Origin of the sequence: Alteromonas sp. 009811495, from assembly GCF_028865455.1 — a bacterium.
Classification (GTDB): domain Bacteria; phylum Pseudomonadota; class Gammaproteobacteria; order Enterobacterales; family Alteromonadaceae; genus Alteromonas.
The window spans coordinates 3,024,677-3,039,449 of sequence record NZ_CP113972.1; the positions used below are offsets into that span (position 1 = coordinate 3,024,677).

A 14,773-nucleotide genomic window follows, 5' to 3' on the forward strand; every position below is an offset into this window, starting at 1 on the left:
ATTCTATCGATATTAGTAAAGCAACCAGTGTGCCAACTTTTATGTTACTGATTTTAAACAATTTTCTAAAAACCCATTTTATCAATGTAAAAAAACCAGACAGTTTAAACAGGCTTGCTATTTAGAATGCGATTAATTTCCTTATCCAACTCAGCTGAACGTCCAGTAAGTGGAGACAACATATTCTCAGCACGGCCCATTTTACCAGCTGAAACCAACGCTTCGGCATAATGCAACAATATAGAAAGGTTGGTTGTAGCCAAGTTGTGTGCCTTATTCAAGATAGCTTCAGCCTCAACCACGCTATCTAACCTTAGGTAAATCATACCTAGGGTATCGAGGTAATCAGGGTTATCCCCTTCTATTTTTACTGCTCGCTCAGCGTATTCTAGTGCCTTATCATTTCTTGAATTAACATGATGCAACCACGCTAGATTATTAAGCACCATCGCACTTTCAGCGCCATTTCTTAACAGTCTTTCATAATGCATGATTGCTTTGTCATGATCTGTTTTTATATAAAGCTCTGCAACATATAGAGAAACACGTGGATCAACACCATTTGTATTTATGTAATCTTCACAAGCTTGAGTTGCCTTCTCTATCGCTTTTTGACCGCGATACGCCTGAAGCAACAACATGAGCGAGTCATATGTCTTGTATTCGTTATAATACGATTCTAATTTCTCTTGAGCTTCATCAAAATTCTCATCAGCTAGCGCGAGGCGTCCAGCAATGAGGTTATATGGCAACCCAGCTTGTGCTAATGAAGGCGTGCTATTTATGATTTTTCTAGCACCGCGAATGTCATTGGTGCTTAATAAGGTCGACGCTAGTAGCAGTTTGATATCGTTATCATTTGGAAATGCCAACTGTGCTTTTCTTAGAATACGTACTGACTCGGCGTAATCGCCATCTGCCTCGAACAAATTTGAAGCCAGTAACACAGCTGGCTTGTAATCAGGAACAATTGTCACCCATTTTTTTGCGAGTTTTTTTGCAGCTTCATCATTACCTAGTACAGACTCAGCCTTGATCAACGTTAGCCAAAATATAGGTTTTGCAGCACTATCGACCGAAAAGTCAGACAGAACACGTTTTGCTTCAGACGCTTGCCCCTGATTGAACAGTTCTGATGCATATAATGAAGCTATGTTTACATTTTGCTCTTCTTGCTCATAAGTGCGTTTTAAAAACGTAAGTAATTCTTCGTCTCTTTCCATAGAAGACAGCACTTTTATATGTGTGGTCACCGCAATTACTGAGCCTGGTATTTGATTTTGCAGACGCTCAGAAAACGCAAGTGCCTGTTCATACTGTTCCGCCTCAATATTCTCATTAATAAAATAGAACAAGGCTGGAAGCGAATTTTCGTCAAGCTCAAACAACAAATTGAATTTTTCAGATACATCTGGAGCTTCTTGCTTTAACGCAATAAATGCTTCGATCACTTTGGCGGTATAAAGGGTTTCTTCAGACTGTGCAAAGTCATCTGCAATCTTCGCAGCTTTATCAAATTCATTGCGAGACAGGTAAAAAGAGGCCAATGCAGTTTTTACTGAATCAGAAGATTGCGCTTCATCGAGAGATTCTAAGTTAGCTAGTGCATTCAAATCATCTAGAGCAAGTTTATTAATATTGAGCTCAACAAAAGTGTCAGTTTCACCCTCAACTAAGTTGTCAAAGCGTTTTAGCACTGAAAGTGCCTCATCTGATTTATTAGTGCTAGATAACGCCTTTGCTGCAGATGTGTAGAGCGGCAAGTCACTGAGCGAAACGTTATTCATTTCTTCTAACGCTGAAATCGCTTTTTCCTTATACCCAAGGGCAAGCAGCGTCGATGAATAAATACGATACTCTGGAGAATCTTTGCTTAACACTCCAGCAATCGATTCGAAGTGATTGTGTGCCTGCTCAAACGCTTCAAGATTGTAAGCGCTAATTGCAGCTATCAAACGCGTTCTAGCATTATCAACACCGTTTTGTATTGCTTTCTCAGCAAACGATTTACTACTTTCAAAATCCTGTTTTTCAAAACTAACAACCGACTTGAGGTAGTTTAGGAAACCTTGGTCTGGATATTTTTTTAATAGTGGCGTGATTTTAGATTCTGCTTTTTCAAATTGCTTGTTTCTTACTAAAGCGTCCGCGTTTAATATTTGAAACATTGCAGACTGCCCAAACGCGCTCGCTAGCTTAGCAACAGCATCGAGAAAGACCTCGTGTCTACCTTCATACATAGAGTATGTCGCTAGTTCATAGAAATATTCGTTGTCGTCACCGTCCTTTGCACTTTCTATACAATCAACAGTTGTAGTGGCACCGCGCTTTGCCGCAGATATACATTCAGCGACTTTGAAAAAACCTTTTGAATCGGGAGTGGATTCGGGCATATCAGCATCGCGCCCTGCTTTGCTAGCATAATAGTACGCTAGGTCTTTCGGTAACTTGCTCTCATGTGCAGACAGTACATTATTTATCTGTTGAAGGCTGTCAGTAAACAGCAAAGACTGAAGCCAGTACCTAACTGTGGTAGCGTCAATATCATCTGCATTTTTTAGCTTTTCAAACTCTTTAAGCGCACTTTCAAACTCACCTTGGAAATAATAAGCGGTACCAAGTTGCAGGCTTGCAGCACTGGATGTACCGCTATCCAGCAGTACATTCTTGGCAATGAGTTCTGCTTTTTTATATTCCCCTTGCTCGATAGCCTGTTGAGCTTGTTTCAACTGTTCTTCAGAAGTTTCACTTGAACATCCGCTGATAGATAAAGTACCAGCAACAACAGCTGAGAGAACGCTAAGTCTGAAAGGTGACATGTTTAAATTCCTAATTCTTATTGTAGTAAATTGATGTATAGCGAGCAGACATGGCTTGTAGCGAGTAACTGCTCTTAACAAGTTCGAATGACTTTTTTATTTTTTCTTGTTGTTCAGGCAAGTATTGTAAGGAGCGTAACAAATGATCTGCTAACTCCTCTGCCTTGCCGGGCGATGAATATGCAACGTAAGTGTCGTCAACAAAATGCCTTATTCCCCCGACATCCGTTGTTACAACAGGGCAGCCTACCGCCATCGCCTCTAAAATAGTCATGGGCATGGCCTCATAATGTGAGGACAGTACAAAAACGTCGCTCGTTGTAAGCTGCTCTCGCACATCCTCACGATACCCCATAAAGTCTACAAATCGTGCAACCTCTAGCTGCGCAGCCTCGCGCTCAAGATTTTCACGTTCAGGACCATCCCCTACTATCTTCAATCTTGCATTAGCACATTTATCGTGAACAATTTTAAACGCATTGAGGAGCAGAGTTTGATTTTTAACAGGGTCAAGCCTACCTACAGTACAAATAATAGGTGATGTGGGAGCCGTTGTTTTTATATTTGAAAGCGAGTCAGGTACTTCAACGCCATTTTGGATAAGGTGTAAACGATTTGGTTTTACACCAACCACCTTTGTTACCCAATCCATTAGGTCTTGAGAAACTACAACGTAGTCATTGATGAAGAATGATGACACTTTACGAATAAAGTTATTCTTTTTGTTTAAACCGTCTTGGGCATCGCCGCCATGTCCGTGATCACTGTGAACGCGCGTCTTTACTCCAGCAAGAAATGCGGTAACGTGATACTCAATAGTTCCGAAGTTGTAGGTATTTATTGCATCAGGGGAGATCTTCTTCAACAACTTATATAAGCGATAATGACAGCCTATATCTTTGCCTGGTTTTTTGTCCAAACAGAATATTTCGACGTCGGGAATGATACCTGCCGTCATTTCGAACTCAGGAATTAGCGAGATAATGATGTGTTCAACATCTTCGTACGAGCCATTGATGAGATTTACAATTACTTTCTCTAACCCTCCGCACCCCATACTGTAAACAAGATGCACTACCTTCTTTTTCATTGACTCACCGATTCTCATTTTCCATACTGAGGTTAATATGATGCTGGAATACTATATTCGATTTAACAGAAGAAAAACATTGTTTTGAGTGAAACCATCCCATCGTCCGAGATTATCGTTAAGTCTCATAAAGTAAATTCCACGGCACAACTTCTCCTTTTAGAAAATAAGTGGACCACACTTTTTAATCGTGCTGATAGTGCATTCTTTTTGAGTTGGCGTTGGATAGCCAGTTTTGCTCACAATGCATTGGATAGTGGCTATACACTCTACCTCACCGAGGCTGTGCATTGCGATGAAACAGTTGGTCTAGGCCTTCTTGTTAAAACACAAGAAACCCGAAATATTCTATTTCGCTATACACAATTGTATCTTCACAAAACTGGTGATGACGCACTGGATAAGAGTTGGATAGAGTACAACGATTTTGTGCTTGATGCGCGTGCCCCAAAGGCTATTCGCGCGGCAATGTGGTCTTTTGTCACCTCTCATTTCCCTGACGTTGACGAGTTTATTTTAGGTGTTAGCGAAAAAGGCGTGTGCGATGAAACAAGTGCAATTCTCAAAGGTTTCTGGGTAAGAGACTATCTTCATTCAGTAGGATACAAGCTGCCAATAAGTGCTGACGGCGATACCAAGTACAAAAGTGCACAAGCACGCTCTCAAATTAGAAGAAGTAATAAATTAATTGAGCAGATGGGTATCGCTTTTACCGTTTCTAGAGATACTGAGGATTATTTGTCTGCACTTACTAAATTGCAGCCAATGCATGAAAACACGTGGCAAGAAGAAAGCGGATTTTGCACCGACGCTTTCGTCAGTCACATCGAATTACTAGCAAAATACAACGACAGTACTGAACTGATTAGTGCCGAATTGTCAGATGCAAACAATGTTGTTGCAGTGCTGATTGGATTTGTGCACAAGGATACGTTTTATTACTACTTATCAGCCAACGAGAGTAGTACCAATAACAAAATAAAATATGGCCTCAGTCTTCATCACTTTGTGATTCAGTGGTGCTCCCAACAGGGCTTAAAGCATTACGATTTTTTGGCGGGAGATTACCGCTACAAGCGTTCATTTACTGACAACACACTTCAGTTCAGCTACTTATTTTTTCAACGCCCTTCTTTAAAGACGAAACTTGAACATTGCTTAAGAGGAATAAAAAAAAGGCTATTCTCTAAGGAATAGCCTTTACGATATGTGGCCCGATTATTTTGGTAATTGGTATCGGCAGCTTTTGCCATACTTTTATCGCCAAACCAAAACTTTCGTTATCAGGAGACAAGTCGGGAAGATCTTTCCCTTTTGGTACATAGTGGTACCAATAACATTGCTGTGGCTGTGCCCCCCACTGCTTTTTAAACTTGTAGGTACCCGCATCAACTGTCGAGCGCCCAAAATCAAACTGCTTAAAGCCGGTTTCAATGGCATAAGAAAGAATTTGCCAATACAAATACATGTTTACTGAAATTCTGTTGGCATAGCGCACAGTACTTGCCCACGGAATTTCTAATCGATCTCTATAATGCATTAAAAAGCCTGTAGATACTGGCTTTCCTTCCCAATACACAACGCAGATTTTTGTGTTTTCAGGAAATATTTCAAATATGCTCTCGAACAATTTTTTACTGTAAACAGGTGTACCTAAGTCTCGCATGTTGATGCAGAACACTTCGTAAAAATCATCAACTAATTCTTTCCCACCAATTTTGTGGCTTACACCTTCTCGAATTGGCCGTTTAATTTGAGAGCGACGTTTCGAACCAATCGATTTACCTAGCGCATCTTGTGATTCTGGTAAATCTAAAATCATATTAACTTTGTGCGTAGCAACTGGGAATGCCTCTGGCATACACTCAGAAGAGCAACGATACTGAACATGCGACACGTTAAGTTTATCTGCAATGTCTGTCGATGCGTTGACCAGCGCCGAGGCTATCTCTTCGCTATCAGCTAAAACGCCTCCGTAATTAAAATACGGCATAGACACCAAAAAGTTACCAAACACTAAACTCTTTAAATTGACGAGAGGCAAAACACCTACAATTTTCCCACTAGAGTCTTGTGCCTTTAGGTAACGAGGAGTTTGACCTAAAGTCTTTCGAATAAGTCCAGCCCAATCGGCTTTGTGATAAAGCGTCCCTTCTGGATGTCTATCAACGTAGCTATCCCACGCCGCTGCATCACTGTCTGAAAATTCACTCACAACATAAGATGCGTTGTTTCCATCAATCATTTTGTGCTTCACCAATAATTCTTATTCTGTCCATTACAATTTGTTTTTCATGGATTTGAGGTAAATAGGGCGCTGATGTAACGTGTGCTTTTGCTCTAGACATATACCACAAATTGCCTTCAACAAACTCGTTTGGGTTATTGAAATCCCCAACAAATACGTTACCACTTATAATACGCTCATCTTCCAAACGACTTCGCACCAATACATTTGCTTGTCTGCGGTCAAAGAAAATCAAGTTATCCTTAATTACTATTTTATTAATCTCAAACTCTTGTTTGATTTTCTTTTCCAACCCATAGGCAATGAGTTGGCTATTGGAAGAGTTGTTACCCTGCTGAAGTATACTGTCGCGAACTATTAGCTCGCCGTAATTTGCCATATCAATTAAACGGCTATCTACCCCATCAAGAGCAGCAATTATACTATTTTCAACAACAACCTTTTTTGAGCGAGACTTAATTCCCGACCCCTGCATTTTGGTACTCAAAATGGAAGAGTAGCGAAAATGCAATTCATCAGCTTTGATATACAACGCATGAGCGTAACCATTGCGGTTGCCAAGCCTTTCAAACCGAGAATATGACACCTCGACTTTTCCGGCATCACTGGCGGTCATAATGCCCGATTCACAATCATGAACATGTATATCACGTGCAACAAGATTAGCACCTTCAAAGCGGATACATGCGCCATTACCCGCCGGGGCTGAAATATTCGCGCACTCTACTGACTCTACCTCTACGTTATCCCCGGTAAGAACCAGAGCCGCTTTGCCATCGGCCAGTGCACCGTCAAAAACAACACCTGGCTCACCTAATATAGCAATATTACTCGCCTTGACGTATGCACCTTCGGTATACACGCCAGCCTCTAGATAAACTCGACTGCCATCTTTTATGCTAGAGATTGCACTTTTCAATGATGCGAATGGTTTACCGTCTACGAGCACACCTTTCGCCGACGCATTAAATGAAAATGCAAGGAGACTACAAACAACTGTTGCAACAGATTTGATCATGGAAAGCGCAATCCTAAGGGCTAGCTATTACATGATGCCACGCGTATCGATAACAACTTTGCGCGCTAAACTTGTTTTATCTGCAGCTTTAAACTCTTTATGGTCAACCAGAACAACTATAACGTTGGCGCGCTCAATTGCTTGGCTGAAGGATACAAGTTCAACACCTTTTTCTGCCAATGACGGGGGCAATTCATGAATATTTGGCTCTACCGCTAACAGTGATGCTTCAGAGTCTGCACATAGTGTTTCTACAATTTGAAGCGCTGGACTTTCTCTTAAATCATCAATATCAGCTTTGAAAGCTAAACCTAAACAAGCAATGACAGGCTTCTTAAACTCATCAGCAGCTGAAAGTACCTGATCAACAACATAATGCGGTTTTGCGTCATTCACCAAGCGTGCTTGCTTGATGATTTTAGCTTCCTCTGGGCAGCTGTCGACAATAAACCAAGGATCTACAGCTATACAGTGGCCGCCTACGCCTGGTCCTGGGTTGAGAATATTTACTCGAGGGTGACGGTTTGCCAGTTTAATTAATTCCCACACATTAATCTGCAATTTGTCGCAAATCACGGAAAGCTCATTTGCAAACGCAATATTGACATCGCGGAAAGAGTTTTCTGTAAGTTTTGCCATTTCTGCGGTTCTTGCATTGGTAACAATACATTCGCCACGAACAAAAGTACTGTAAAGCGCTTTCGCTTTTTCACTACACGCAGGAGAAATACCGCCGATAACGCGATCGTTAGAGACTAGCTCCTGTAATACATAGCCAGGTAAAACGCGCTCTGGGCAGTGTGCTATATTGATGTCAGCCTGTGAACCCACATCTTGCGGGAATGACAAATCAGGTCGTTCTTCTTTCAGCCACTGCGCTAACTTTTCAGTTGCACCGACGGGGCTTGTAGATTCAAGTATGACTAAATTTCCCTTTTCCAGGGCAGGTGCAATAGCTTTTGCTGCGCTCTCGATATAGCTAAGGTCAGGGCTATTTTGATCTGCATTGCCTTTCTTGAAAGGTGTAGGCACCGCAATCATAAATGCTTCAGCAGGCTCAACGTCAAGTGTAGCTTTAAGCTTACCAGTTGCCACAACTGATTGAACAACAATGTCTAGATCAGGTTCAACAATGTGGATATCACCACGATTAATGGTGTCTACTGCTTTTTGGTTAATTTCCACACCAATTACTTCAATACCTCTTGAAGCAATGACTGCAGCTGTAGGTAACCCGATGTATCCTAGGCCAATAACCGATACTCTCTTAAACTCCATTATTTTAGTCCCTTACTAAAGTTGATACGATTCGCTCACATGCTTTGCCATCACCGTATGGGTTATGCGCTGCAGACATTGTGGCATAGTTATCTTTGTCATCTAGCAATGAAATAGTTTCATTGACTATCTTTTCTATGTCTGTTCCTACCAATTTGACTGTACCTGCAGCAACCGCTTCGGGACGCTCTGTCGTATCCCTCATCACTAAAACAGGCTTACCCAGCGATGGTGCTTCTTCTTGTACACCACCCGAGTCAGTAATGATTATGTGACTCTCATTCATTAAATACACAAAAGGAAGATAATCCTGAGGCTCAATTAAAAATACATTATCAAGCGACGACAGAAGGCGATTTACAGGCTCTCTAACATTAGGATTGAGGTGCATTGGGTAGACAATTTGTACGTCGTTTCGCTGTTGCGCTATTTGACTAAGTGCTTGACAGATTCGCTCAAAACCTCCGCCAAAGCTTTCTCGTCGATGACCCGTTACCAGAATTAGCTTTTTCGTTTTATCCAGAAAATCGAAACGCTCCGCTAACTCATTAGACAGTGCTGTGTCAGAGGATAACTTCTCTCGCACCCACAACAATGCATCAATAACCGTGTTACCTGTTACTACAATGTTATCCTCGCTGACCGTTTCCGCGAGTAAATTATCGCGTGACAGGGCTGTAGGGGCAAAATGGTAACGCGTTAAGCTACCTGTGAGTTTGCGATTTGCTTCTTCAGGCCAAGGTGAATATAAGTTACCAGTTCTTAAGCCAGCTTCAACATGACCAATATCGATTTGTTGATAGAAGGCAGCTAAAGACGCTGAAAAAGTTGTTGTAGTATCACCGTGGACCAAGACTACGTCGGGTTTAAAGTCCTCAAGTACTGGTTTCATTCCCTCTAGAATACTGGTAGTGACTGTATAGAGGTCTTGTCCCGGCTTCATAACATTTAAGTCATAATCTGGCACAATGTCGAACAATGCTAATACTTGATCAAGCATCTCACGATGCTGCGCAGTAACGCACACTCTAGATTCAATATTCTTTTCACTCGCAAGCGCGTGGACTAGCGGAGCCATCTTTATTGCTTCCGGTCTTGTGCCGAAAACGGTGAGCACTTTCTTCATTGGTAAGCCTTACTAATTTTTATCTTATTATGCGCATCCTTGAATACACATTATTCTGCCCTACCTTTTGCTATAATTACAGCCAATAATGCGTAAACTATACACTTATCAATTCACTTCAATTCATTCACCATGTATTCTGGTTGCTATATTTGATTGAAGGTAAGCACCATAACACAAGCTGCCTAACTAGAATTGACTCGGGAATGGAAATATATGCTTTCTGTTGTATTAAAAGCAGTGGATGCCGTTAATAAGATAAAGCTTAAAAGTAACCCTCTCCCAGTGTTGTATTTTCACAGAGTACTCCCCACTGCCACTGCGTTTTGCCCAGACGATTGGCACCTTGATAATTTTCAATTATTAATTAGAAAGCTGAGTAAGCACTTTACCTTGATGTCACTGGAAGATGCATTGCAGTGCCTAGAAAATAATACACTTCCTAGTAATGCTCTGTGTCTTACGTTTGATGACGGCTATCAAGATAATTATGAATTAGCAGCACCAGTTATCGAGTCTGTAGAAGGCAAAGCCAGCTTTTTTGTTTCAACACAAGGTACTGAACGTGGCTACCTATGGAACGACGAATTGTTGGAAATAGTAAAGTGCACCGAAGCAAAGAGTTTAGTGTTTAATGGCAAGCATTTTAACCTTGATACAGAAGAGCAAAAAGCCGCCGCTTACTTATCTCTTGTCGGTCAGTTGAAAGTACTGCCCAATAGCACACGAGACAGCCACCTAATAGAATTACGACAAACGCTTGGTAAGGTAGAAACGCCACGGTGCATGATGACAGCATCTCAACTGGTTGATTTACAAAACAGAGGCCATTGCATTGGCGCCCATACACACACCCATAGTATTTTGGCTTATCAGGCAGACGATGTAGCTTTCAACGAAATCGAGCTCTCTGTGATGTTTCTTAACAAGCTACTTCCCAAAAATGTAACGTGTTTCGCCTATCCAAATGGTTGGTTTGGTCGAGATTTTAACGAACAACATGAAGAGATGTTGCGGCAAAGCGGTGTAGCGTATGGTTTTGCCACCAATGATGGCGGCATTACGTTAAACAGCCCCAAAACAAGACTTCCCAGATTTATGCCTCACAGAAAAGAGCTCAATCAGTTTTGTATTTCAATAAAAAAAATAGCAGGAGAGAAACTCAGTGACTAATCATGGCAAAACACTTTTAATGATAGCCTTTGAGTTTCCCCCTAGTAACGGTGCGTCGGTACCTAGAATAGAAAGCTTCTATCGTTACTTGAAACAATGGGGATGGAAAGTGGTTGTATTGACGGCCTCTTCTAAAGCCTATCAACGCATTGATAATAGCTATCAAGACGGTAAAGACGACTTAGTTTATCGAGCGATGGCACTTGATGTACCACGACATCTATCAATAAAAGGCAAATACCTATCTTCAATGGAAATGCCTGACAGATGGGGGTTAACGTGGATCCCATGTGCACTTGTGAAAGGCAAAAAGCTGTTGAAGCAATACAAACCCGATGTAATCTGGTCGTCTTCGCCCATACCCAGTACACATTATATTGCTCAGAAATTATCTTCTGAAGGTAACATTCCTTGGGTTGCAGATTACAGAGACCCATTTCATTACATGAACGGTTCTGCAAGCAAGCGCCTTGACAAACAGCATAAAAAAATAGACTCACAAACATTAAAGCAAGCCAGCACGCTTACATTTGCCACGCAACAAGTACGCGACTTGTATTGCAAAGAATATGGCGACTTAGTAAGTGACAAAAGCATGGTAATTGAGAATGGTTTTGACGAAAGCAACTTTAAAAAGTTAGCTGAGTTACCCTCTATGGAATCTCCGTTTTCAACTGACAAGTTTAGTTTATATTATTCAGGCGTATTGTATCCTCATGGCAGAGACCCTAAGCCAATCTTCAGTGCTCTTGCATTGTTGCAACGTGAAGGAATGATCAATGAAGACAACTTTGAACTTATATTTCAAGGCGCTGGTGATGGCCAAGACTTTCATCATACGCTTAATGAATTAGGTATAGTAAACCTTGTCAAATTTATTCCTCCCGTTCCTTTCATTAACGCTTTGTCTAATATGATGCAGTGTAGTGCACTTTTACTTATACAGGACGAAAGGTTTAACAAGCAGATACCTGGAAAACTTTACGAATACTTGAGAACACAGAAACCACTTTTGGTTAAATCTCCTACAGGAAGTGCTACGCAAACTTTAGCCGCAAATCACGCTGGCGTAGTAAGTTGCTATTCTGAAGCAGAATCAAAAGCCGCACTTTTGGCTATCATTGAACAGCAATCCGCTGAAATAAAAAGAAATCTTGACGGTCACAGTAGAGAACACAAAGCAAGACAATTGCACAACGCGCTTATAGCACTGGTTTAGGTTGAGAATGAATGCTCATAACTAGTTTCTTAAACACACACCCAATGTAACTTGAACAAAAAATGTACATATCTACACTTGTAATCACTTTGTTGTTAGGTGCTTTCAGGAGTAGTTGTATGAAGAGCCTATTGAGTGTTTTTACCGCTGTTACAGTAAGTACAGCACCCGTTATTAATGCAGAACCCGATGTTTTTATGTCGTTCGATTTCCAGAACGGTGAATTAGAGCGCGGCTTTGACGATTGGTATTATTCGGATAAGGGAGAAAATCCCTGCCAAATATACAATGGCGAAGCGCAATCTAAGCTTTGTCGAGCAGATGGTTCCAAGTTTTATCCCTATTATAATGAAAGAAACTCTGATCATATGGGTTGGCTTCAATACGGATATATTGACTCAAGTTCTGAGTTTTCTGTCGAAGGAACATCGCTTCGAGTTCATCTCACAGGCGGAATGTATAAAGATGCTAACGGTAACTCACAATCCGATGGCACACCGCTTAGAAGTAAAAAAGAGTTCGTCTCTGATGAAGACTTAGGTGTACAGTCGCTTCTACCAGGCGATATTGCCTTGTATTACAAGGGCCCGACACCAACGAGCAAGATTGAACAATTTTCGGGAAAGAACCGCTTAACTGTGTGGGTTTTAATGCCTAGAAATAGTGTAGATATCGATAAGTATTCTGCAGAGTTCTATAATTCACCAGTCAAAAGCTTTTCGTTTTATCCATTTGTAGATACGAGTAAAGGTGCACATTACTACCACCACGCCTCGAATATTCCTATGGGGGGATGGACTAAAATACAGTTTGATGCAAGCCCAACTCACAAAAATAGTGGTGGTGTTAACGACCTTCACGCATTCGCTGAGGGCGGGACAGAATATGCAGGCAGCGGTACAGATTATTTTGCCAATATTGCGGCATTTAACCTTCGAGCTGATTTTTCTAAATATTTGCCAGCAAACAGTGTGTATTACATTGACGAAGTAAGCACAAATTATAAGCCTTACGAAAACGAAGAAACTATCAAAACGCTTGCAGTAGGCTACTCGCCCGATTCAAGCGAATTCGACATTTCTTTTGAAGATAAATATCGTTGTTTAGATTGCTCAGCAAAGTATGAGGTACGGTACTCTTTCGAGCCAATTGACAATAGTAATTTTGAGGGCGCATTCACACCAGCTTTTGTCACAAATTTCGACAGAAGACAGTCAAATGCAGAAGGCGTTATCTACAAACCTAATAATGGCTACAATCTACTTTGGGCATCATTGAAACTAAGAGATGAGCACCGCGCTTACCTATCGGAAGGTAGCACTGTCTACTTCGCCGTTCGCGATATTTCAGAGCGCGCTGAAGGTAATTATTATGAAGAAGACAATATGCTTGTTGATGTTCCAGGAGTTGGCCAGGTAGCGAAAAAAAACCTTGTTAAGACTATCGACTACACTATTGTAGATGTTAATTACCCATTGCAAATCAAGACGTCTGAAATCAATCAACCGGTTGTTGGTTATAATTACGAGCAGGAAATTGTGGTTGAAGGTGGTAAAAGCCCCTACAATCTTCAAGCAATAGGGCTGCCCAATGGCCTAACGTTAGAGGGCAACAAGTTAGTTGGTGTTGCATCACAAGCAAGCTCCGACACCGTCATCCTTTCTGCGATTGATAACGTAGGCCAAACAACTGATGTTGAGCTAGAAATAGATGTACGAACTGAAGACCAATTGAGAATTGGTCAATGCAAAGTGCTAGTAGAGTTCGGCCAAACCTATTTACCATCAAGCTACTTCGACAGCGTTTTTCATGACATATACACGGGCGTATATCAAAGTGGAATGACGACTTTAGTTGGTTCCAACGCAGAGTATAACTATCAAGGGATCTCAGGCTCAGGCATCTATCTGGATGCAGGCGATAAAATAAGACTCGTTTGGAGAAATATTGGCGAAGACGCTATTTCATTTGCTCCACGCCTTTCTTTTTCAGTACAAAATCGATTTAACCAAGCAGAAAGTCATGAGTGGATATCGCTAGATATTGCGAATGCAACGAGTGGAAATACAACCGTTTCCGAGCTAATGGTAACTGCGCCATTAAATTCGTACAGCATTAATGTAAATAGCAACTTTTCTAACAACAAAACACTTTTGTTAGAAAGAATCGAAGTGGTAAGTGCCCAATTCGACCAATCTGATTATTGTGAAATGCCAATAAACTTTACGAAGGCGATAGAAGCGCAAGCATCTCAAACAAGTGTGGTTTTGGCAGACTTTTCTTTACAAAACTCGAGTGAATTCGAACTTCATGAAAGCCTAAACTCGGTATTTATGGATAACTACACGGGGTTTTACGAACAGGGGCTCGGAATAGTAATTGGAAATAACGGAAAATATAACTACCAAGGAATAAAAGGTGACGGCATTAATATTGAAGCTAATGCGCAGTTAAAAGTTACCTGGAAGAATTTTAGTAGCGAAGAATTAGTGTTTGCACCAATGGTTTCTTTTGATTATGAGGGTAGACAAATTCATGGGGGCACTTGGTTTGAGCTATCACAAACAACAGTTTCTGGCTTCGATCAAATCGCGCAAGAGCCTGGCACAGGGTACAGCCAGTTTGAATTGGCTGATTTAAACATTACATGGTTAGATTTAATAAATATAAGTTCAAACGTATCAGTTAACAGTTCGCTAGTTGTCGAAAAAATAGAGCTAATTTATGGCGCTTAGCGTCGCTTTCGAAGTATATGTCTAGGGAGCCCAAATAGGGCTCCCTTGCTTTATTTGCTCTTTAAAT

At 41.1% G+C, this 14,773-nt stretch carries 10 protein-coding genes; 4 read left to right on the forward strand and 6 right to left on the reverse strand.

The window, feature by feature from the left end; all coding sequences use genetic code 11:
• Window positions 1-104: 104 nt before the first annotated feature.
• Both OZ660_RS13840 and OZ660_RS13845 read right to left on the reverse strand, forming a co-directional pair.
• On the reverse strand, window positions 105-2,819 hold the full coding sequence (locus tag OZ660_RS13840) for a tetratricopeptide repeat protein (protein ID WP_274741293.1): 2,715 nt from the start codon (window positions 2,817-2,819) through the stop codon (window positions 105-107).
• A 10-nt stretch (window positions 2,820-2,829) separates the two neighbouring features.
• Complete coding sequence (locus tag OZ660_RS13845) at window positions 2,830-3,909, reverse strand: glycosyltransferase (protein ID WP_274741294.1); 1,080 nt, start codon at window positions 3,907-3,909, stop codon at window positions 2,830-2,832.
• Window positions 3,910-3,993: 84 nt separating this feature from the next.
• Between OZ660_RS13845 and OZ660_RS13850 the strand changes: the two genes are divergently transcribed.
• Window positions 3,994-5,106: a GNAT family N-acetyltransferase gene (locus tag OZ660_RS13850; RefSeq protein WP_274741295.1), complete on the forward strand. Its 1,113-nt coding sequence runs from the start codon at window positions 3,994-3,996 to the stop codon at window positions 5,104-5,106.
• On the opposite strand, the gene OZ660_RS13855 is transcribed toward OZ660_RS13850, so the two are convergent.
• Genes OZ660_RS13855 through wecB form a run of 4 tightly spaced genes read right to left on the reverse strand, consistent with a single transcriptional unit; the run spans window position 5,096 to window position 9,579 of the window.
• A complete protein-coding gene (locus OZ660_RS13855; RefSeq protein ID WP_232369573.1) occupies window positions 5,096-6,166 on the reverse strand; it encodes a FemAB family XrtA/PEP-CTERM system-associated protein in 1,071 nt (356 codons plus the stop codon). The two genes, OZ660_RS13850 and OZ660_RS13855, sit on opposite strands and share 11 nt — an antisense overlap.
• A complete protein-coding gene (locus tag OZ660_RS13860; RefSeq protein WP_274741296.1) occupies window positions 6,147-7,175 on the reverse strand; it encodes a hypothetical protein in 1,029 nt (342 codons plus the stop codon). The genes OZ660_RS13855 and OZ660_RS13860 overlap by 20 nt, the downstream gene beginning before the upstream one ends.
• A 27-nt stretch (window positions 7,176-7,202) precedes the next feature.
• Window positions 7,203-8,453, reverse strand: coding sequence for a UDP-N-acetyl-D-mannosamine dehydrogenase (gene wecC, locus OZ660_RS13865; RefSeq protein ID WP_274741297.1), 1,251 nt, complete (start codon window positions 8,451-8,453; stop codon window positions 7,203-7,205).
• A gap of 4 nt (window positions 8,454-8,457) precedes the next feature.
• Entirely contained in the window at window positions 8,458-9,579 is a 1,122-nt protein-coding gene (gene wecB / locus OZ660_RS13870) for a non-hydrolyzing UDP-N-acetylglucosamine 2-epimerase (protein WP_274741298.1), read from the reverse strand.
• 216 nt (window positions 9,580-9,795) lie between these two features.
• Here wecB and OZ660_RS13875 point away from each other — a divergent pair, with 216 nt between their 5' ends.
• The 3 genes from OZ660_RS13875 to OZ660_RS13885 all read left to right on the forward strand — a co-directional run bounded on the left by OZ660_RS13875 (window position 9,796) and on the right by OZ660_RS13885 (window position 14,706).
• Entirely contained in the window at window positions 9,796-10,752 is a 957-nt protein-coding gene (locus OZ660_RS13875; protein ID WP_274741299.1) for a polysaccharide deacetylase family protein, read from the forward strand.
• A complete protein-coding gene (locus OZ660_RS13880; protein WP_274741300.1) occupies window positions 10,745-11,971 on the forward strand; it encodes a glycosyltransferase in 1,227 nt (408 codons plus the stop codon). The genes OZ660_RS13875 and OZ660_RS13880 overlap by 8 nt, the downstream gene beginning before the upstream one ends.
• Window positions 11,972-12,090: 119 nt before the next feature.
• Entirely contained in the window at window positions 12,091-14,706 is a 2,616-nt protein-coding gene (locus tag OZ660_RS13885) for a hypothetical protein (protein WP_274741301.1), read from the forward strand.
• The last annotated feature ends 67 nt before the right edge of the window (window positions 14,707-14,773 follow it).

What these genes read in the sequence shown, in the direction of transcription:
- OZ660_RS13860 (WP_274741296.1), bottom strand. Translation starts at nt 7,175, where the DNA reads ATGATCAAATCTGTTGCAACAGTTGTTTGTAGTCTCCTTGCATTTTCA.
- wecB (WP_274741298.1), bottom strand. Translation starts at nt 9,579, where the DNA reads ATGAAGAAAGTGCTCACCGTTTTCGGCACAAGACCGGAAGCAATAAAG.
- OZ660_RS13840 (WP_274741293.1), bottom strand. Translation starts at nt 2,819, where the DNA reads ATGTCACCTTTCAGACTTAGCGTTCTCTCAGCTGTTGTTGCTGGTACT.
- OZ660_RS13885 (WP_274741301.1), top strand. Translation starts at nt 12,091, where the DNA reads ATGAAGAGCCTATTGAGTGTTTTTACCGCTGTTACAGTAAGTACAGCA.
- OZ660_RS13875 (WP_274741299.1), top strand. Translation starts at nt 9,796, where the DNA reads ATGCTTTCTGTTGTATTAAAAGCAGTGGATGCCGTTAATAAGATAAAG.
- wecC (WP_274741297.1), bottom strand. Translation starts at nt 8,453, where the DNA reads ATGGAGTTTAAGAGAGTATCGGTTATTGGCCTAGGATACATCGGGTTA.
- OZ660_RS13845 (WP_274741294.1), bottom strand. Translation starts at nt 3,909, where the DNA reads ATGAAAAAGAAGGTAGTGCATCTTGTTTACAGTATGGGGTGCGGAGGG.